Genomic DNA, 20,520 nt, shown 5'->3' with positions numbered 1-20,520 from the left:
TTAATATGAATTCTTATAATTGCTTAGATAATCCAATAGTAATAGAGGATTTAGAGTATATTTATAATTCTCTAGCCAAAATTGAAAAACAAAAATTTGATAACTCCACAATTTTATTTACAGGGTGTGCAGGTTTTTTAGGATTTTATTTTATTAATTTTTTTGTCAAATATTCAAAAGACTTAAATATAAAAAAAATTATTGCACTAGATAACTTTATGCTTAGAAAGCCAAAATGGTTAGAACACTTATCGACTGATTATTCTGATATTTTAGAGCTTCATAAATTTGATATTATAAATGATAAAATCGATCTTTTAAAAGATGCTCATAGTGCTGATTTGATAATCCATGCTGCAAGTATTGCAAGTCCTATGTTTTACCGTACTTACCCTATAGAAACTTTAGATGCAAATATCTGGGGATTACGCTCTTTGCTTGATTTTTATAAAAATAAAAGTATTAAAGGATTTTTATTTTTTTCTAGTTCTGAAATTTATGGTGATCCTGATATTAGTCAAATTCCAACTGATGAAGAGTATAGAGGCAATGTAGCTTGTATAGGTCCTAGAGCATGTTATGATGAATCTAAAAGATTTGGGGAGACAATGTGCTCTTTATTTGCACAAAAGTTTAATATGCCAATTACTATAGCAAGACCTTTTAACAACTATGGTCCAGGAATGAGTATAGGAGATAAAAGAGTACCTGCAGATTTTGCTAAAGCAGTTATAGAAGGTAAAAATATAGAAATTCTTAGTGATGGATCCCCAAAAAGAACTTTTTGCTACATTGCTGATGCTATTGCAGGATATTTAAAGGTTTTAGTGTATGGAAAATTTGATTATTTTAATATAGGCATTGATAAACCTGAAATTTCTGTAAAAGAGCTATCATATATATATGCTAAATACTCAAAAGAAATTTTTAATTTTGAGCCACAAGTTAACTTTGCTGTTTCAGAAGATAAAAATTATTTAAAAGATAATCCAAATCGTAGATGTCCAATTATTGATAAAGCTAGAAATAAATTACAATATAACCCTACTATTTTAGTTGAAGATGGCGTGAGAAGATTTTTAAAGTTTTTGAAATTTGAAAAAGAAAATGGGGAGCTTTTATGAAGTCGTTAAAAGTAGCAGTTTTTGGATTAGGTTTTGTTGGTCTTACTACAGCAGTTGGATTTGCAAAAAAAAGCTTTGATGTTATTGGATATGAGATAGATAAAAATAAAGCTTTATTGCTTAACGATGGAAAAATACCATTTCACGAAGAAGGATTACCGGAAGCATTAAATGATGTTTTGGGAAAAAAATTGAAAATCACTAATGATGTAACAGAAGCTTTAAAAGAAGCTAAAATTATATTTTATTGTATTGGTACACCTATGAGTGAAGACGGAAGTGCTGATTTGAATTTTTTATTAAATGCGCTTAGGACAACTGCACAAAATTTAGATAAATGCCAAAAAGAGCCGATTTTGGTGATAAAATCTACAGTTCCACCTTCAAGCTGCAAAGAAGTTTTTATTCCACATTTAGAGTCCTTGGGTCTTAGTGTAGGGCAAAAATGTCATCTTGTAAATAACCCTGAATTCTTAAGAGAAGGCTTTGCATATAGTGATTTTATGAATCCTGATAGGGTGGTTATTGGTAGTCAGGATGCGCAAATTTTTCAAGAGTTAGAAGAGTTGTATAAGCCTTTTAACTCGCCTATATTTTTTACTTCTTTAAATACCGGTGAATTTATTAAATATCTTAGTAATACTACTTTAAGTCTAAATATAAGCTATGCTAATGAAATGAGCATGATTGCACAAAATATAGGCGATATAGATATTATAAGTGCTTTTAAAATATTGCATAGTGATAAAAGATTTAGCGGAAATCCTAGTGGTATAACTAGTTATTTATACCCTGGAATGGGTTTTGGTGGATATTGTTTACCTAAGGATACTCTTGCTTTGTATAAAAAAAGTAAAGATAAAGGATATGAAGCAAAAATTTTAAATGATATTTTAAAAGTTAATGATGAAATTCTTGATTTTTACGCTTATAAAATACAAAAAGAAGTATCTAAAGATAAGAAAATTGCAATTTTAGGCTTAAGTTTTAAGCCAGGAAGTGATGATGTAAGGGATACTAAATCTGCTGCCTTGATTTCTAAACTTTTAAATTTAGGTTTTGAAAATATATATGCTTACGATCCTATAGCAAATGATGTGTTTGCTAAAACTTATGATTATAAATTGTATTATAAAAATAGTCTTGATGAGATCGTTTCTGAATGCGATGTTTTGGTTATAGCTACAGCTTGGATGGAGTTTAAGCCTTTGATCGAAAGACAAGACAAAATTATTTATAATTTAAGATGGGTAAAATAAGTGAAAATTTTAGTAACTGGTGCAACGGGTTTTATAGGGACTAATTTTATCTTACAAATGCACGATAGATATGAGATTATCGCATTAGTAAGAAAGAGCAGTAATATAGATAAAATCAAAGATTATTGCAAAATTTATTATTATGATGAAACAAATAACTCGGTAAAAAATATTTTTATTAGTGAAAAGATAGATGGGGTTGTGCATTTAGCTTCTATTGTTCCTACTGCTACGAACCCATCTGATGATATTGTAAAATTAATTCAAGCCAACATTATTCTTGGTGCTTTTATTTTGCAAAATGTTAGACAATATAGCATTTCTTTTTTTATAAACACAACAACATATTTATTATATGCAGATGGTTTGCAGTTTCTTCCATCTAATTTATATGCTGCTACAAAAAAAGCATTTGAAGATATTATGACTTATTATGCATTGGTTAGTAATGGAGTTTTTGTAAATCTTTTGCTTTTTAATGTTTATGGGAATAATGATCCTTCTACTAGACTATTTAATTTATTAAACGAGATTGCTGAGACTGATAAAGAATTGCCAATGGGAGATGGATCTCAAGTGGTTGATTATTCTCATGTTTACGATGTGATAAATGGCTTCGATTGTTTAATTGAGCTTATACAAAAAGATCCTGAATTTTGTAAAAATAAAATTTTTTCTTTAAAAGGAAAAGAACGTAAAAGTTTAAAAGAAGTTGTTATGCTTTATGAAGAAGTTTTAGGTAAAAAATTAAATATAAAATGGGGTGCAAGAGCACCTAGAAAGTTAGAAGTTATGCAACCTTGGGAAGGTGGAGAAAATCTGCCAAATTGGGAACAAAAAATAAGCCTTAAAGAAGGTTTTTTAAAGATGATTAATGAAAAGTGAAAATATAGTAGTATTGGGAGCTGGTATAGCAGGGATTTCAGCGGCTTATCATTTAAGACAGCAAAATAAACAAGTAAAGGTGTATGAAAAAAGCAGTGAGTATGGTGGTTTATGTGGAGGATTTTTTGTAGATTCTGCTAAGGGTAAATTTTGGTTTGATAATGCGGTGCATTTATCATTTGCAAAAGATGAAAGCGTAAAAAAAGCTTTTTTTGCATCTGCTAAGCACTACACACATGTACCACAATTACTAAATTATTATAAAGGAATTTGGGTAAAACATCCAGCACAAAATAATCTTTATCCTTTGCCTTTAGATGTAAAACTAAAAGCTATTAAAGATATGTTACAAAATACTTATGAAAATATCAAAGTTGAAAACTTTGAGCAATGGCTTAAAACTCAATATGGTGAATTTTTCTCAGAAGAATTTGCTATGAAATATACTAGAAAATATTGGACTTTAGATGCAAAAGATTTAAATACAAATCCTATGTTTGTGGGACCAAGATTTTACAAACCAAGTATAGATGAGATCTTAACAGGTGCTATGAGCGAAGATACTCCGGTGACTTATTATGCTAAAGAAATGTATTATCCTATAAAAGGTGGATATAAGGCATTTTTAGGAAGTATGGCTAAAGAAATAGATATTGTATATCAAAAAGAAGTTGTAGTTATAGATAACGAGGAAAAAATAATCTATTTTTCAGATGGAACTAAAGTAAAATACGAAAAGTTAATTTCTACCTTACCTTTGCCTTTGCTTGTTAAAATGTTAAAAAATACCCCTCAGGATATATTAGAATCGTCAAAGCATCTTTGTGCTACATCCGTAGCTTTAGTATCTTTAGGTTTTGATAAGGAAATTCCAAAGCGTTTGTGGTATTACGTTTATGATGAAGATATACTTTTTGCAAGATTTTATAGTCCATCAGTTAAAAGTAGTTATAATGTTCCAAAAAAATGTTCTAGTATACAAGCTGAAATTTATTTTTCTGATTTTAAATCTTTGGAGAAGATGAGCAATAATTATGGTGATTTGGAAGATTTTTTTATAAAGCATGTTAAAGAAAAGTTATTGCAAATGAAATTTTGCAATGAAGAGGATATTATATGTGAAGATTTTAGAATTATCCCTTATGCAAATGTCATTTTTAATCATGATATGGAAAAACATAGGGATAAACTTCTTGATTATGTAAGAAATTGTGGTATTTTAGCTTGTGGTAGATTTGGAGAATGGGATTATCTCTGGAGTGATCAAAGTTTTTTATCTGGAAAAAATACTGCAGAAAGATTATAAGTATGAGAAAATTTTTTCTACAGTTAAATATATTTATTTTAAATATTTTATATTATATTTTTTACTTTAGTTGTAGTCGTAAAGTATACACTTGTTTTATTGAAAATGAAACAAGTGTATACTATAAAAATGTAGAAATTTTATATAAATATTTTAAAGAGCATAGCTCTTTTGTTGTTAAAATAAATTATAAAAGTAATTTATTGTATAAAATTTGGATTATATCACAATCAAGGATTGTTTTTGTGGATCAAGCAGATTCTATTTTATCTAAAATTTCTTTGCATAAAAAAACTGATTTTGTTCAATTATGGCACGCTGGTGGCGCATACAAAGCTTTTGGTTTTGATGCGTATAGAGAAGATAGGGATGCTAAAAGTGAATTTAGCAGAATAAAAAGAATACACGGGAAGTATACCCATGTTGTTATTTCGGATAATAGCTTGAAAAACATTATGTCTAAAGCTTATAACATACAAGAAGATAAAATTTTAGCTTTGGGTTTAGCAAGAAGTGATTTGATGTATAAGATAAATAATTTAGGCGAAATAAAAAATAAAATTCTAAATTTTTACAATATTAAGGATGATGTGTTTATAGTAATGTATTGCCCGACTTTTAGAACTGAAAATGAGAAAAGATATAGTGATATTAACTTTTTAGAAGTGGTTGAAAAAGCCGTAAGTTTATGTTACAATAAATATTGTATTTTGTACAGAAACCATCCAAGTATCCAGTTGTCAAAAAAATATTTTTCTTCTAATGTTATTGATGTTTCAAATAGAATGGATATAGTAGAATTAATGGCTAGTGCTGATATGTTGATTACAGATTATTCTTCCATTTTATTTGATTTTGCATACTTCTCTAAGCCTATAGTATTGTTTGTTCCTGATTTAAAAGAATATGTATCAAACAATAGAAAATTGTATTTTCAGCCAGAAGATTTGGTTGGAAAGCAAATGGTTGCAAGAAATTTTGATGAATTACATCAATGTATTTTAAATCCTATTGTATCTGATAAAATATGGCATAATTTTATGAGTGCATGTGATGGTCAAGTATGTAAAAAAATTTATCATTTTTTTAGCAAGAGTCGATTATGAGGTATTTTTATGAAAAAAAGTAAAAATATAGCTGTTATTTTAGCAGCGGGTTCTGGAAAGAGAATGGGAAAAACGGTACTTCCTAAACAGTTTTTATCGCTTTCGATGAAGCCTATAATATTATTAACATTAAAGAGAACTTTAAAATCTGATCTTTTTGATCAGGTTGTATTGGTGGTTAGTAAAGATTGGGAGGAATATACAAAGCAGATATTATACAACTATAAAATTTCTTTGGATAAGTTAAGTATTGTGATTGGAGGTGGAGAAAGAATAGATAGTTTAAATTCCGCGGTTAGTTTATTAGAATCCCAAAATTTTCATGAAGATTCCATTGTTGTTGTTTTAGATGCGGTTAGACCTTTTATAACAAAAAAGATTTTATCAGATTCTATATTTTATGCTAAAAAATACGGAGTAGCTGTTGCTGGTATTGAAGTAAAAGATACAATTTATAATATAAAAGAAAATTTTGTTGATGATATTCCTCATAGACATCTTTTAATAAATGGACAAGCTCCGGACTCGTTCAAATTTAAAATATTAAAAAAATCAATTGATAAGATACAAGACTATGAAAAAAAAGTAATCACAGGCACTGTTCAAATTTGTTATTTGCAAGGCTATGATGTTTATGTATTCAATGGCGATGAAAGAAATATCAAAATTACAACCAGTATTGATTATGCTATTGCTAAAATTATAGAAAGAGGCTGGAAAGAAGAATGAAAAAAATGATTTTGAATAATTTTAATAGTTTTTCAATTGTAAATGACAATATCCCTGTTATAGATCATTCTAAAGATGAGGTTTTGATAAAAGTAAAAGCATGCGGTGTATGCAGTAGTGATTATTCTAGAATATTTGATAAAGGTCCATATAGTTTTCCACTGATTTTAGGCCATGAATTTTGCGGAATTGTTGAAGATAAATCTACCCTATCTAGCTTTCAAATCGGTGATTCTGTCGCTGTATTTCCATTAAAACCTTGTTTTAAATGTATAAGTTGCAAAAAGGGTTATTACAACCGGTGTCATAATTATGGCTATTTCGGTTCTCGTGAAGATGGTGGGTTTCAAGAATATATAAAAATTCCCTCTTGGAATTTAGTTCCAATAGATAATATTCCATATGAATTAGCTTGCTTGATAGAACCTGCTTCTGTGGCACTTAATGCAATAAATAAGATAACTATTGATAAAAATGATAAAGTTTGTATTATAGGGACTGGAATTATAGGTCTTTTTATTGGAATTTTTTTACAACATTTGGGCTTAAAAGATATAGCTTTTTTTTCAAGAAATAGTTTTAAATCTGATTTATTAAACAGTGCAGGTTTTTCTATTGTAAAAGAGAATTTAGGCAATTTATCATTTGATCTCATATTCGAATCAGTTGGGTCTAATGAATCTGTTAATTTAAGTATGCAAATTTTAAATTCTGAATCTAAATTGGTGTTAATTGGAAATCCTAGTGGGGATATTATATTAAAAAGAGATTGCTATTGGAAAATTTTAAGAAATGAAGCACAGATTTTTGGAGTATGGAATTCTGAGTATCCTAAAAATTGGTTAGATGCTGTAGAAATTTTTAGAATGGTTGATTTTCATTGGTTAAGAAAATTATTGGCCGTAGGTACTTCGTTTGAAGAACTTATAGATTTAATTAGAAAAAAATATAACAATAATTTACAAGAGTTAAAGGTTATTTGGAGTAATAATGGATAAAAAATTTTCAGCATCTATAGCGTGTGCTTCTATTGTGGATATAAGAGATAGTATTGAAAAATTAAATCATTCGGTTGATTTTTTACATATTGATTTAATGGATAACCATTTTGTAAAAAATTTAGGATTTTCATATGATCAAATTGCAGATATTAGGAAATTATCAAACCTACCTTTTGATTTCCATTTGATGGTAGATAATCCAGAAAATGTTTTAGATAAAAGCATTATTAGAGAAGGTGATATGGTTTCTATTCATATAGAAGCTGTCTTTGATTTTGAAGATATGACAAAAAAGATTAAAGATTTAGGTGCTAGGGTTTTGTTGGCTTTAAATCCAATGGTTCCGATTAAATGTATTGAAATCGTAGCTGATCTTATAGATGGAATAAATTATCTAACTGTAAATCCTGGATTTGCATCTCAGGTACAAACAGATATAGCAAAAATACAAGCAGCTAATATAGGTTCATTTATTAAAGAAAATAAACGTGAAAAATTTATTTTCGAAGTAGATGGTAATATGACTTTAAAAAATATTGAAATTTTTTCTAGTTTTGGAGCAAATTGCTTTGTACTCGGGACTTCTAGTATTTTTCCTAATAATAAGTTGAATATTGACCAACTAAGAGAAATTGTAAAACTAAAGGACAAATAATGTTTTTTTCTATAATAATCCCAGCATATAATGCATCTGAAACAATAGGCTATACATTAGATTCTATTGCAAAGCAAGAGTTTATTGATTATGAGGTGATAATAGTTAACGATGGATCTACTGATAATGGACAGACATTACGTATATGTGAAGTATTTAAGTCAATACATAAGAATATAGATGTAAAAATTATTAACAAAGAAAATGGTGGTTTGTGTAGTGCGAGAAATGCTGGTATATTGAAAGCTCAAGGTCAGGTTTTTATTTTTCTAGATAGTGATGATTTGCTTCCTGAAAATATTTTAAAGACTTATTATGATTATTTTACTCTCTACAATGTCGACATAATTCAAGGTAAACTTTTGAATTTTGACAATAAAAAGCAATGGAAGAGTGCTTCTTATGAAAAGGTAATTACTAATACGCATATACTAGATTATGATAATGAAGATGACATAAAAATTTTTAGCTTGAGCATTAGTCCATGTGTAAGAGCTTATAAAGCTGATTTTATCAAGCAAAATGAAATTAAATTTCTAGATGGTTGTATGATGACTGAAGATCATTACTTTAGTAATTTACTTATTAGTAAAAAGCCTAATATTTTGGCACTTAATCAATATGTTTATTTATATAGAAGAGATAGGGTAGATCAGTCAACAAATACTTGGAAATCTTCTTATTTGAATGATTTGTTTAATGTTCAAGATCAGCTTAAAAATTTTATATTACCTCAATGTGCGAAAAATTATTATGAAAGATTTTTAACTTATGAATTTGTAAAATTTATTTTAAATCCTATGAAAAAATTTTCAAAAACAGAAATTGCACAATACACTCCTATGGTTTTAAAGATTTTATCTTGTATACCACAGCAATACAAAGATCAATTTCTACCCAAAGCATTGGCAGAAGCTACAGATGAAAAAGTACTTTGTAAAGCACTAGTTAAAAGAAAAAACCAACAAAATTTAAAATCTATTTCATGCTTTATATATTTTAAAAAAACTATGCCGTATTTAAAAGAAATAAAAAATAACTTTATTTCTTCTGTGAATTATGTGTATAAAAAAATTTGTAAAGGTAAAGCTAGAAGAGCTTTTGTTGTTTTTTTATATAATACATTTTCTATTTTAATTCCAATAAAAAAAAATAAAGTTACGTTTGCTATAAGACCTAGCGGTAAATTGTATTTTTTAAATGAAATAAAACAAGAGTTGTTGAAAAATAAACACATTGCAGTTAAAACACTTCTTGCTAAAAATAGTGGTTTTTTTGAAGATGTTAGGATTATGTATCACCTTGCAAGATCCAAGGTTATTATTTTAGATGGACATTATTGGTATTTATTTGAAATTAAACCGAGAAAGGGGCAGGAAGTAATTCAGTCTTGGCATGCAGCAGGTGTTTTAAAGAAATTTGGCTTGGATATGTTTAACGTAAATAGTAATGAGTATTTAGAACATAAGAAGCATCATACATCTTATACTTATTCAATGGTTTCTTGCGATGATGCGGTTAAGGCTTATATGAGTGCTTTTGATTTAAAAGAAAATCAGATTTTAAAATTTGGTAATATCATTTCTGATAGAATTATGAAAAATAGAAAAACTCAAAAACAAGCTATGTTGGAGTTAGGACTAGATTATCAAAAAAAACTAGTGTTGTATGCGCCAACTTTTAGAGAATCATATGGTAAATTTACAAACATCGGAACATACAAACCAGCTTTTGATTTTGATAAAATCAAAAAAGAATTAGGAGATGAATATATACTAGCGTGTAGAATTCATCCAAACTATAAAAAGTGTGATTTGCCAGAAGATTTTATAAATCTTAGTTCTTATGATGAAAGTTTAGTCTTGAATGCTACGGAAATTTTGATTACAGATTATTCTTCGATCGTATTTTCTTTTTTGCATTTTCAAAAACCGATTATTTTATATCCTTACGATTTGCCAATATATATGGGTCAAAGAAATACCTATAATGATTACGAAGATACACCAGGTTTCATAGTGTTTAATCAAGAGGATTTGGCAAGTAGTATAAAAGATGCACATCGATTATATACCAAAGAGAACTTACAAAAAGATTGGAATAGATATATGCAGTATTGTGATGGGCAAACTGCTGTAAGAATGGTAAATTTTATTAAAAATTTAATAAAGGAAAATAATGTCAAATAGGATAGTTGAATTTTTTGATGTTTCTTCGATATGTTTTGAGCCATATTTAACCGATAGAAGACAACCGCAAAGACCAAGTCATTTAAGACAAAAAGATTTTGATCAAAATTATGATTATGGGATTATATTTGTGGATATTTTTTATGATATATCTGAAAAAAAAATTCATTGCATAGGTGCTCCTTTATACCATATGACAGATTTGGTATCAGACAGAAATATATCTTTTTTAACAAAATTTAGCCTTTTAAAAAGAAGAAAACATAGTAATATTGAAATACAAACCATAGAAATAGACAGAGTATCACACACAGTGATTAACTACAATAGTTGGCTTAAGCCAGAGTTTTTGCAATTTAATATTTATGGAAAAGTAAATATCAATCTTATCAATGACAATAATTCCTGTTTACTAGAAGATAAAAGAGTTGTTTTGCTTAAAAACAAGGATAATCAATTAAGATGGATTAAAGATTATTGTGATTATTACCAAAAAATACATAACGCAGATATTGTTTTGATTTATGATAGTTCAGAAGAATATTCTTCTTTAGAGTTACTTGAATATTTAAGGAATAATACTAGTATTTCTATTGTTGTGGTTAGATGGCCAGTTCCTTATGGTCCTATAAAGTATGAAAATTCAAATTGGGATTCTGATTATTCGATGTATTTGATGTTTGAACATGCAAAATATCGATTTTTGCAAACTGCGAGATCGGTTTTGTATGTAGATATCGATGAACTTGTTTTGTCTAAAAATAATCAATCGATATTTGAAGAAGCTGAAAATACCAATGAGCCTTTATATTTTAATGGAGAATGGATTGTTAATACAACATTAGAGAAAGAATACTCTTTTAAAGATTTATGTTATTTAGACCGAAGAAAAGGAAAAGCAGTGGTAAAATGGTGCTTAGGTCTTAATGGAGATAACAGATCTTTTCTTGCTGATTGTTTACAATGGAGAGTTCATGATCACTATAGCCATGCTCTTAAAAAAAGTTTGCGAAATAACTTAAATACAAATTTTGAAACAAGACATTTTTTGCCTATTACCAGTGGATGGAGAAGTAAAAATAGATATGAAGTTGTGTCATTAGATGAAAATTTAGTAAAAGATGAGCGGTTGATACTAACATATAAGCAATTAGGTTGGATTAGTTGATTTTATTTAATAAGAAATTCGATTTGACCCATTTAGAATATTTAGAATCACAGTCCATTCATATTATCCGTGAGGTGATAGCTGAGTTTGAAAAACCAGCTATGCTTTATAGTATAGGTAAAGATAGCTCGGTTATGCTTCATCTTTTACAAAAAGCATTTTACCCAAGCTTACCTCCACTTCCTTTAGTGCATGTAGATACCACATGGAAATTTAAAGAGATGATAGAATTTAGAGATAAAAGAGCCAAAGAGCTTGGCATGGAGCTTATAGTCTATCAAAACCCTAAAATCAAAGAATTAAATCTTTCTCCATTTGTGCATGGTTCATCTATGCACACAGATATTGCTAAAACACAAGGTTTAAAACAAATGCTTGATTTATATCAGTTTGATGCAGTATTTGGTGGTGCAAGAAGAGATGAGGAAAAATCGCGCGCAAAGGAAAGAATTTATTCTTTTCGTGATGAAAATCACTCATGGGATCCAAAAAATCAACGCCCAGAATTATGGGATATTTACAACGGTCGTCATAAAAAAGGTGAATCCATAAGAGTTTTCCCGCTTAGTAATTGGACTGAGCTTGATATATGGCAGTATATTTATAAAGAAAATATTCCTTTGCCAAGTCTTTATTTTGCTAAAAAACGACCGGTGGTAGAATATATGGGGGCTAAAATTTTAGTCGATGATGAGCGTATGCCAAAAGAACTTGCTAAAAATGCTAAAGAAGAATTAGTCCGTTTTAGAACCTTAGGTTGCTACCCGCTAACAGGAGCTATAAACTCAAGTGCTAGCAATGTTTTAGAAATCATCGAAGAGCTTTTGCTTTCTAAAACAAGTGAAAGACAAGGTAGGCTTATAGACACTGATGAAGAAGCAAGTATGGAAAAAAAGAAAAAAGAGGGGTATTTTTAATGAAAATGAATGTAGAAAAATACCTAAAAGAACATGAAAATAAAGAGCTTTGTAGATTTATCACTTGTGGTAGTGTAGATGATGGCAAATCTACCCTTATAGGTAGAATGCTTTATGATGCAAAAATGCTTTTTGAAGATCAAATTTTATCTTTAGAAAAAGATAGCAAAAAGCTTGGCAATGCAGGGGAAAAGCTTGATTTTGCGCTTTTAGTAGATGGTCTTGCAAGCGAGAGAGAGCAAGGTATAACCATAGATGTAGCATATAGATTTTTCACAAGTGAAAAAAGAAAATTCATCATAGCAGATACCCCAGGCCATGAGCAATACACTAGAAATATGGCAACAGGTGCTAGCACAGCTGATATTGCTATCATACTTATAGATGCTAGAAAAGGGGTTTTAACTCAAACCAAAAGGCATTCTTATATAGCGAGTTTGCTTGGTATAAAACAATTTATTATTGCTGTGAATAAAATGGATTTGATTGATTATAATCAAGAAATTTTTAATACAATCTGCAAAAATTATCAAGAAATTTTACCATGCTTAAAAAATCATGAACATATTAAAACCCATTTTATTCCTATATGTGCATTAGATGGAGATAATATAGCTTCTAAAAGCATTAATATGTCTTGGTATGATGGAAAAACATTATCTGAGCTTTTAGATACTTTGCCTATCGCTGCTAGTTTAAGCGATGAGTTTATCATGAGTGTGCAATATGTCAATCGTCCTCATTTAAATTTTAGAGGTTTTTGTGGAAATATTGCTAGTGGTAGTATAAACACTAAAGACGAAGTTGTGATTTTGCCTTCCTTGAAAACAAGTAAAGTAAAACAAATCATCACACCTAGTATTAAAAACTTAAATGTACCCGATAAAAATGAAAAAGTTCAAAGTGCTAAAAATGCTAGTTTTCCAAGTGCTATAACTTTAACTTTAGAAGATGAGATAGACATTTCAAGAGGCGATGTAATAGCTTCTAAAAATCATAATATAGAAATTTCAAATTCTTTTAAAGCTATGGTAATATGGATGAGTGAAGTTAAGTTTAATTTAAATGAAAGCTATCTTATCAAAATAGCAAATTTAACTGCTAATGCAGTATTTGAAAAAATTGATTTTAAAAAAGACATTAATACTTTCAAAGAATTTCAAAGCGATGAATTAAAACTCAATGATATTGCTAAATGCACCTTAAAGCTTAATAAAAAAACAGCCCTTAAAGCTTATAAGGACAATAAAACTTTAGGAAGTTTTATTATTGTAGATAAATACTCTAATGAAACCTTAGCAGCGGGTATGGTAGAAGAAATTTTAGCAAGCGAAGAAAAGAGTAGAATTTACACCCAAGCAGAAATAGAACTTAATGCTTACATTAGAAAAAATTATCCTGAATGGGAATGTAAAAAAATATGAAAATTATTGTTGCATTAAGTATTTTAATTTTGCTTATTTTGTTAATTAGCAATAAAATTAAACCTTTTATTTTATTTGGTAGTGTAGCTGTGTTTTATTATCTTTTGGGGTATTTAAATTTAAATACTTGGCTTAGCTCTTACACGAGTGAATCTTTAATAGTGCTTATTTTGCTTTTGCTAGTTTCACTCGCTATAGAAAGAAGCGTTGTGATAAGTTGGTGTTCTAAATTCATCATAGGTAAAAATTATCATCTATCACTTTTAAAGCTTGGAGTTGTTACAGCTAGTATTTCAGCTTTTTTAAATAATACTGCAGTAGTGGCAAGTTTTATGAGTATTATAAAAAATAACAAATTTCAAGCTCCTTCTAAACTACTTATTCCGCTTTCGTATTTTTCCATAGTTGGTGGAACGATGACTTTGATAGGTACTTCAACTAATTTGATAGTCAATTCTTTTGTAGTGCAAAATGGTTTGGAAAGTTTAAAGATTTTTGATTTTTTTGCGGTGGGTTTTTGTATAAGTGTTGGAGTGCTTATAGTGCTTTTGATTTTTAGCTTTTTATTGCCTGAGTATAAAGAAAGAGAAAATGTCATTAATGAGTATTTAATCAATACCAAAGTATTGAAAAATAGCTCATTAGTGGGGAAAACTATACAAGAAAATGGCTTAAGAAATTTAGAGTTTTTGTTTTTACTTGAAATTCAAAGAAAAGATGAGCTTATCATCCCTGTTAGTCACAATGAGCTTATAAAAGAAGGAGATGAGTTAATTTTTAGTGGAGATATTGCGCATTTAGAAGTTTTGAAAAAATTTGATGGCTTGCAAATTGGCTCACAAGATTTAAAATTAGAAACATTAAATTTAGTAGATGTTGTTATAAATTCTGAGTCAAACTTGATAGGAAAAAGTGTTAAAGAAGCAAATTTTAGAGCTAAATTTGATGCAGGGATTGTAGCTTTAAAAAGAGGTTCAAAAAATATTTCAAAAATTGGTCAAAGTTTATTACAAGCTGGCGATAGACTTATTTTAAGCATAGGTAAGGATTTTCATTCAAGAGATAATATCAATAAAAACTTTTACATTATCTCAAATATCATGCAAAATCAAAAGTTAAGTAATATCCAAAGTTTTATAGTGATTTTTGCGTTTTTAACCATCATTGCTTTATCTGCTTTGGAGTTAGTGTCTTTGCTTAAAGCGTTGCTAGTGTTTTTAGCTTGCTTGTTTATATTTAAAATCATAAGTTTTGATGAGGCAAAAAGACGCTTTCCTTTAGAAATTTTTATCATAGTAGGATCTTCTTTAGCTATAACTAAAGTTTTAGTTGATAGTGGTTTGGCTAAAGATTTGGCTGAGTTTATTATAGGAACTTTTGGGGTATATGGATTATATGGTAGTTTTGTGGGAATTTATCTTCTAACTTTACTTTTAACTGAAATCATTACCAATAACGCTGCCGCAGCTTTAGCTTTTCCTATTGCTTATAGCACAGCTTTGGCACTTGATGTTAATCCAACTCCGTTTATATTAGCGGTTGCTTATGGGGCAAGTTGTGCTTTTTTAATGCCACATGGTTATCAAACTCACTTGATGGTAGGTTCAATTTGTGGGTATAAAACTACTGATTTTATAAAAATAGGATGGATAGTTTCTTTGACTTATTCAACTATTGTTTTAACTATAACTCCGGTATTTTTTAGTTTTTAAGGAAAAAAATGAGTAAAAATTTAACTTGGCATGTAAGTAGCATTACAAAAACTCAAAGAGCTAAACTTAAAAATCAAAAACCATGTGTTTTATGGTTTAGTGGACTTAGTGGTAGTGGTAAATCTACTTTGGCAAATGCGGTTGAAAAAAAACTTTTTGAGCGAGGTTTTCATACTTATCTTTTAGATGGAGATAATGTGCGTCATGGACTTAATAAAGATTTGGGTTTTGATGAGGCTTCAAGAGCAGAAAACATAAGACGCATAGGAGAAGTATGTAAGCTTTTTGTAGATGCTGGTATGATAGTACTTTGTGCTTTTATATCACCTTTTGAAAAAGATAGAAAGCTTATAAAAGATCTTTTAGATGATGATGAATATATAGAAATATTTGTTGATACACCTTTGGAAATTTGTGAAAAAAGAGATCCAAAAGGACTTTATAAAAAAGCAAGAAACGGAGAAATTAAAAATTTTACAGGTATAGATAGCCCTTATGAAAAACCTAAAAATCCGCATATACACATAATAAAAGAAGATCTTAATGGGAATGTGGATATGATTTTAGGATTTTTAGATGGGAAAATATAATGTTTAAAGATTTTCATGATAAGTATAAATGTATTTTTATTCATGTGCCAAAGGTAGCTGGTAGCAGTATAGAAAGAGTGATATATCAAACAGATAGATGGCTTGTGGGACATGTAAAAGCAAGTGATTATGTAAAGCTTGATAGAGCTAAATTCGAGAGTTATTTCTCTTTTGGTTTTGTGAGAAATCCTTATGATAGAGTGGTTTCAGCATATCATTATTTAAAAAATGACAGTCCAGATCCCCTTGATATAAAATGGGGTAAATTGAATATTAGAGATTTAGAATTTAAAGAGTTTGTTTTAAAATTACAAGATGATGAATTTAGACAAAACATATTGCGCAAAAATCATTTTTATTTTCAAAACAAATATTTGTGTGATGAAAATATGAATATTTTAGTAAATTTTGTTGGAAAATTTGAACAATTAAATAGTGATTTTAAAAAAATTTTAGGTATTCTCAACAGAAAAGACAGTCTTATACATGTAAATAAAAGTAAGCATTGTGACTATAGAGATTATTATAATTATGAAACATATAAAATTATAAGAGAAATTTATAAGAATGATTTTGAGATTTTTGATTATGATTTAGAGGATAAAAAATATTTTAATATTTCTGATAATACTATCTCAAATATACTGCAAAATAAAATAGAATATAAGAATGGTGTATTAGAAAATTTAAGATTGAAATATTTAACTCAAATTCAAAATTTAAATCAAAATATAAAACTTAAAGAACAAACTATTCAAGATAATTTAACTCAAATTCAGCTATCAAATAATCAATTATCTTTTCAAACCAAATACGGCACAGCCAAGTCTCGTATTCACAACCAGCTTTCTTATAAACTAGGTCAAGCTATGATAGTAAATTCTAAATCTATACTAGGTTATATAAGAATGCCTTTTGTATTATCTTATATAAAAGATAAACACAAACAAGAACAAAAAATCTATCAAGAAAAAATAAAAAAAGATCCTTCTTTAAAACTACCTCCATTAGAAGATTATCCTGATTATCAAGAAGCCTTAAAACTTAAAAATCATCTTTCTTATAAACTAGGGCAAGCTCTTATACAAGCTAATAAAACTTGGTATGGGGGGGGGTATATCAAGTTGCTGTTTGAAGTTGGGAGAGTAAAAAAGAGATTTTAGAAACAAAAATTTGATATAATCTCTCTTTGACTAAAAGAGAGATTATGAGATTTTATACCACATCAAAAAAACTAAAGGAAAATGTTAAAAATTTTTATACAATAGCTCTATATAACACCTGCAAAAACATCACAAAGGAAGATATTTTTGTAGGTTGGGGTAGAAAAAAATCAGGCTTAAAAGCCATAGAACTAGCTAAAAAGCATAATGTAAACTTTTTACTTTTAGAAGATGGTTTTTTGCGTTCATTAAATTTGGGTGTAGAAAATAGCCTGAGTTTTTCTATCGTCAAAGATGATGTGGGAATTTACTATGATGCTATGACTCCATCTAAACTTGAAAATATTTTAAACACTTATGAGTTTAGCACCGAAGAATTAGAGCAAGCAAAAAAAGCTATAGAGCTTATAAAAAAAGAAAAACTTAGCAAGTATAATAATAATCTTTGTTTACCAAAAGAGCTTTTTAACGATAATGAAGAACGCGTACTAATCATCACTCAAGTAGCAAATGATGCTTCTCTTAAATTTGGTTTAGCTGATAGTTTTTTAACTCAAGATATCATAAACGATGCTATTAAAGAAAATCCAAATGCTAAAATATACATTAAAATTCATCCTGATGTGTTAAGTGGTAAAAAACAAAGTGATTTTGTTGTGCAAGATTTACCAAGTAAATATGTAGTTATAAAAGAAAATTATAATCCCATAGAATTACTAAGTCATTTTAAAAAAGTTTATACTAAGACTTCTGGCATGGGTTTTGAAGCTTTGATGTTGGGATGTGAATGTGTGTGCTATGGCGTGCCATTTTATGCAGGCTGGGGTTTAACGCAAGATAAACAAGTATGCAAAAGAAGGCTTAAAAAAAGAAGTTTAGAAGAGGTTTTTTATGCTACTTACATTTTATATAGTGAGTATTTTAATCCTTACTTAAATCAAAAAAGTGATATTTTTGACACTATTCATACTCTAGCAAAATATAAAAAGATAGAACAAGCTAATTCAAATACTTTGTATTTTTTAGGTTTTACTTTGTGGAAGCGTTGGTTTATGAGACCATTTTTTAAAGCCAAGAATAATAAAATCATTTTTTTAAACTCATTAGATGAACTTTACAAAGCGAATTTAAATCCTGAAGATAAAATTTTCATTTGGGGTAAAAAATATGATAAATCATTGCTAGCTAAAGATTTTAATAATGAAATTTTCTTAGTAGAAGATGGCTTTTTACGCTCTGTTTTTTTAGGTTCAGATCTCACACGCCCTTTTTCTTTGATAGTAGATAGTAAAGGTTTGTATGTTGATTCAAGTAAACCAAGTGATTTAGAAGATATTTTGCAAAATCACATTTTTGATGAGAGTTTAAAACAAAGAGCTAAAAAACTCATCACTACCATCACACAGAATAAATTTTCAAAGTATAATGGATTAAAGCATGAAAAGCTAAATTTTAATACCAACAAAAAAATTATTTTAATCCCTGCTCAAGTAGAAGATGATGCTTCTATGATCTTAGGTGGAGCAGGCTTTGATACCTTAAAACTTTTACAAAGCGTAAGAAAGGCAGATAAAAATGCCTTTATAGTTTTTAAACCTCACCCTGATGTTTTAAGTGGCAACCGCAAAGGTTTAAAAGATAAAAGCATTATTTTAAAATATTGTGATGAGATTATAGAAAATGTCAGCATAGATAGTGCTATAAATGCTTGTGATGAGGTGCATACTATAACCTCTACAAGTGGTTTTGATGCTCTTTTGCGTGGTAAAAAAGTAGTGGTGTATGGCAAGCCTTTTTATGCAGGTTGGGGTTTGACAAGCGATTTACATGAAATTTCAAGACGCACAAGAGTGCTTAGTTTAGAAGAACTTGTTGCTGGTGTTTTGATCCTTTATCCAAGGTATATCCATCCAAAAAGTAAAAATTTATGTGAAGTTGAGCTTGCTTTAGATATAATGTTAAAAATGCAAAAAGATTATTTTTCTAAATTTTATTTGCGTTGGTTTATAGATATAAGAATTTATATATTAAGAAAAATAAGAAGATTGATAGAATTTATTTTGATTAGATGAATTTAAGTAAAAAGTTAAAAAAATTTTCTGGTAAAAATGTTTTATTGCTTCAAGGACCTGTGGGAGGGTTTTTTCGTAAAATTGCTACAAAAATTCCAAAAGCTAAGGTTTATAAAGTAAATTTTAATGGTGGAGATTTTTTCTTTTACCCTTTTAAAAGCATTAATTACACTAAAAGCTTAGCCGAGCTTGAAGACTTTTATAAAAAGCTTTTTGAAGAAAAACAAATTCAAGTTATCATTATGTATAATGATTGTAGAAAAGTACATGAGATAGCCATTAATGTTGCTAAGCAAATGGGTATTGAAGTATGGATTTTTGAAGAAGGTTATATAAGACCAAACTTCATTACTTTTGAAAAAGATGGAGTGAATGCAAACTCCACTTTGCCTAGAGAAAAAGAATTTTATCTAAGTCAGAAAAAAATTGATAAAGATTTTAAATTCAAAACTTTCTCAAGCACTTTTAGAAATATGGCCTTTGCTTCATTTTTATACTGGCTTTTTGCTTTTTTATTTTCTTGGTATTTTAACAATTCTTTACATCATAGAAGTTTAAAATTATTTGACTTTTTACCTTGGCTTTGCTCAGTATATAGAAAAAACAAATACAAAATTACAGAAAAAAGTTTAAATGAAAAAATTCTTTCCCTAAAGCAAAAGTATTTTTTAGCTATTTTGCAAGTGCACAATGATACTCAACTATCTCATCATTATAAAAAAACTACAGAAAAATTTATAGAAGAAGTGATCATCTCTTTTGCTAATCATGCCAAAGCAAAGTCTTATCTAGTTTTTAAACATCATCCTATGGATCGTGGTTATAGGGATTACACAAAACTTATAGAAGATTTGAGCTTAAAATACAATGTCGAGGGTAGAATTTTATATGTACATGACTTACACTTACCTACACTCTTAATCAATGCAAGAGGCACTATAGTGATAAATAGCACAGTAGGACTTTCTGCTTTATATCACAATAGCCCTTTAAAGGTTATGGGAAAAGCTTTTTATGATATAGAAGGTTTGACTTATCAAAAAAGCTTGCATACTTTTTGGAAAGAATGCAGAGCATATAAACCTGATGTGGTTTTACATGCTAAATTTAGAAATTATGTGATATATAAAACCCAAGTCAATGGGAATTTTTTCAAAAACGTTAGTTTAAATTGATTTTTATAGCTTAGAGTTTTAATGAATAATTTCAGAGCAAAAACC

The 20,520-nt window shown here is 28.6% G+C and carries 17 protein-coding genes; all 17 read left to right on the top strand.

The genetic code is table 11. The features are described 5' to 3' along the window. Window positions 1-5 precede the first annotated feature (5 nt). The 17 genes from CAMP5053_RS05290 to kpsS are packed head-to-tail and all read left to right on the top strand — an operon-like array spanning window position 6 to window position 20,475. Window positions 6-1,124, top strand: coding sequence for an NAD-dependent epimerase/dehydratase family protein (locus CAMP5053_RS05290; RefSeq protein ID WP_337217423.1), 1,119 nt, complete (start codon window positions 6-8; stop codon window positions 1,122-1,124). After that, a complete protein-coding gene (locus CAMP5053_RS05285) occupies window positions 1,121-2,383 on the top strand; it encodes a UDP-glucose dehydrogenase family protein (RefSeq protein WP_337217422.1) in 1,263 nt (420 codons plus the stop codon). Before CAMP5053_RS05290 ends, CAMP5053_RS05285 begins: the two co-directional genes overlap by 4 nt. Then, window positions 2,384-3,268 carry an NAD-dependent epimerase/dehydratase family protein gene (locus CAMP5053_RS05280; protein WP_337217421.1) on the top strand — a complete coding sequence of 295 codons (885 nt, stop codon included), beginning with the start codon at window positions 2,384-2,386 and terminating at the stop codon, window positions 3,266-3,268. It abuts the gene before it with no gap. Then, entirely contained in the window at window positions 3,258-4,574 is a 1,317-nt protein-coding gene (locus CAMP5053_RS05275; protein ID WP_261529578.1) for a protoporphyrinogen/coproporphyrinogen oxidase, read from the top strand. The genes CAMP5053_RS05280 and CAMP5053_RS05275 overlap by 11 nt, the downstream gene beginning before the upstream one ends. Before the next feature lie 2 nt (window positions 4,575-4,576). Beyond that, complete coding sequence (locus tag CAMP5053_RS05270; protein WP_337217420.1) at window positions 4,577-5,680, top strand: CDP-glycerol glycerophosphotransferase family protein; 1,104 nt, start codon at window positions 4,577-4,579, stop codon at window positions 5,678-5,680. Window positions 5,681-5,689: 9 nt separating this feature from the next. After that, window positions 5,690-6,409: an IspD/TarI family cytidylyltransferase gene (locus tag CAMP5053_RS05265; protein ID WP_261529576.1), complete on the top strand. Its 720-nt coding sequence runs from the start codon at window positions 5,690-5,692 to the stop codon at window positions 6,407-6,409. Next, window positions 6,406-7,407: an alcohol dehydrogenase catalytic domain-containing protein gene (locus CAMP5053_RS05260; protein WP_337217419.1), complete on the top strand. Its 1,002-nt coding sequence runs from the start codon at window positions 6,406-6,408 to the stop codon at window positions 7,405-7,407. Before CAMP5053_RS05265 ends, CAMP5053_RS05260 begins: the two co-directional genes overlap by 4 nt. Next, complete coding sequence (locus tag CAMP5053_RS05255) at window positions 7,400-8,065, top strand: ribulose-phosphate 3-epimerase (RefSeq protein WP_052780926.1); 666 nt, start codon at window positions 7,400-7,402, stop codon at window positions 8,063-8,065. Before CAMP5053_RS05260 ends, CAMP5053_RS05255 begins: the two co-directional genes overlap by 8 nt. Continuing rightward, window positions 8,065-10,254, top strand: coding sequence for a bifunctional glycosyltransferase/CDP-glycerol:glycerophosphate glycerophosphotransferase (locus CAMP5053_RS05250; RefSeq protein ID WP_337217418.1), 2,190 nt, complete (start codon window positions 8,065-8,067; stop codon window positions 10,252-10,254). Before CAMP5053_RS05255 ends, CAMP5053_RS05250 begins: the two co-directional genes overlap by 1 nt. Continuing rightward, the gene (locus CAMP5053_RS05245) at window positions 10,244-11,422 is read left to right on the top strand and encodes a hypothetical protein (protein ID WP_337217417.1); all 1,179 of its coding nucleotides are present in this window, start codon (window positions 10,244-10,246) and stop codon (window positions 11,420-11,422) included. Before CAMP5053_RS05250 ends, CAMP5053_RS05245 begins: the two co-directional genes overlap by 11 nt. A gap of 23 nt (window positions 11,423-11,445) precedes the next feature. Next, window positions 11,446-12,339, top strand: coding sequence for a sulfate adenylyltransferase subunit CysD (cysD, locus tag CAMP5053_RS05240; protein WP_261529572.1), 894 nt, complete (start codon window positions 11,446-11,448; stop codon window positions 12,337-12,339). After that, the gene (cysN, locus tag CAMP5053_RS05235; protein ID WP_337217416.1) at window positions 12,339-13,763 is read left to right on the top strand and encodes a sulfate adenylyltransferase subunit CysN; all 1,425 of its coding nucleotides are present in this window, start codon (window positions 12,339-12,341) and stop codon (window positions 13,761-13,763) included. Before cysD ends, cysN begins: the two co-directional genes overlap by 1 nt. Beyond that, window positions 13,760-15,475 carry an SLC13 family permease gene (locus tag CAMP5053_RS05230; protein WP_337217415.1) on the top strand — a complete coding sequence of 572 codons (1,716 nt, stop codon included), beginning with the start codon at window positions 13,760-13,762 and terminating at the stop codon, window positions 15,473-15,475. Before cysN ends, CAMP5053_RS05230 begins: the two co-directional genes overlap by 4 nt. A gap of 8 nt (window positions 15,476-15,483) precedes the next feature. After that, window positions 15,484-16,065: an adenylyl-sulfate kinase gene (gene cysC / locus CAMP5053_RS05225; protein ID WP_337217414.1), complete on the top strand. Its 582-nt coding sequence runs from the start codon at window positions 15,484-15,486 to the stop codon at window positions 16,063-16,065. Beyond that, window positions 16,065-17,228 carry a sulfotransferase family 2 domain-containing protein gene (locus tag CAMP5053_RS05220; protein ID WP_337217413.1) on the top strand — a complete coding sequence of 388 codons (1,164 nt, stop codon included), beginning with the start codon at window positions 16,065-16,067 and terminating at the stop codon, window positions 17,226-17,228. The genes cysC and CAMP5053_RS05220 overlap by 1 nt, the downstream gene beginning before the upstream one ends. 44 nt (window positions 17,229-17,272) lie before the next feature. Then, on the top strand, window positions 17,273-19,300 hold the full coding sequence (locus tag CAMP5053_RS05215; RefSeq protein WP_337217412.1) for a capsular polysaccharide biosynthesis protein: 2,028 nt from the start codon (window positions 17,273-17,275) through the stop codon (window positions 19,298-19,300). After that, window positions 19,297-20,475, top strand: a complete 1,179-nt coding sequence (gene kpsS / locus CAMP5053_RS05210; protein WP_337217411.1) for a capsule polysaccharide modification protein KpsS — start codon at window positions 19,297-19,299, stop codon at window positions 20,473-20,475. Before CAMP5053_RS05215 ends, kpsS begins: the two co-directional genes overlap by 4 nt. Window positions 20,476-20,520: the final 45 nt, after the last annotated feature.

Origin of the sequence: Campylobacter sp. S4:11 (assembly GCF_024723695.1) — a bacterium.
GTDB lineage: Bacteria > Campylobacterota > Campylobacteria > Campylobacterales > Campylobacteraceae > Campylobacter_D > Campylobacter_D jejuni_C.
The sequence above is the reverse complement of the archived record's forward strand: the minus strand, read 5'-3'. Positions and strand labels throughout refer to the sequence as shown.

Coding starts and splice junctions, on each gene's coding strand:
- CAMP5053_RS05290 (WP_337217423.1), top strand. CDS start 6: ATGAATTCTTATAATTGCTTAGATAATCCAATAGTAATAGAGGATTTA.
- CAMP5053_RS05285 (WP_337217422.1), top strand. CDS start 1,121: ATGAAGTCGTTAAAAGTAGCAGTTTTTGGATTAGGTTTTGTTGGTCTT.
- CAMP5053_RS05275 (WP_261529578.1), top strand. CDS start 3,258: ATGAAAAGTGAAAATATAGTAGTATTGGGAGCTGGTATAGCAGGGATT.
- CAMP5053_RS05270 (WP_337217420.1), top strand. CDS start 4,577: ATGAGAAAATTTTTTCTACAGTTAAATATATTTATTTTAAATATTTTA.
- CAMP5053_RS05265 (WP_261529576.1), top strand. CDS start 5,690: ATGAAAAAAAGTAAAAATATAGCTGTTATTTTAGCAGCGGGTTCTGGA.
- CAMP5053_RS05260 (WP_337217419.1), top strand. CDS start 6,406: ATGAAAAAAATGATTTTGAATAATTTTAATAGTTTTTCAATTGTAAAT.
- CAMP5053_RS05255 (WP_052780926.1), top strand. CDS start 7,400: ATGGATAAAAAATTTTCAGCATCTATAGCGTGTGCTTCTATTGTGGAT.
- CAMP5053_RS05250 (WP_337217418.1), top strand. CDS start 8,065: ATGTTTTTTTCTATAATAATCCCAGCATATAATGCATCTGAAACAATA.
- CAMP5053_RS05245 (WP_337217417.1), top strand. CDS start 10,244: ATGTCAAATAGGATAGTTGAATTTTTTGATGTTTCTTCGATATGTTTT.
- cysN (WP_337217416.1), top strand. CDS start 12,339: ATGAAAATGAATGTAGAAAAATACCTAAAAGAACATGAAAATAAAGAG.
- CAMP5053_RS05230 (WP_337217415.1), top strand. CDS start 13,760: ATGAAAATTATTGTTGCATTAAGTATTTTAATTTTGCTTATTTTGTTA.
- cysC (WP_337217414.1), top strand. CDS start 15,484: ATGAGTAAAAATTTAACTTGGCATGTAAGTAGCATTACAAAAACTCAA.
- CAMP5053_RS05220 (WP_337217413.1), top strand. CDS start 16,065: ATGTTTAAAGATTTTCATGATAAGTATAAATGTATTTTTATTCATGTG.
- CAMP5053_RS05215 (WP_337217412.1), top strand. CDS start 17,273: ATGAGATTTTATACCACATCAAAAAAACTAAAGGAAAATGTTAAAAAT.
- kpsS (WP_337217411.1), top strand. CDS start 19,297: ATGAATTTAAGTAAAAAGTTAAAAAAATTTTCTGGTAAAAATGTTTTA.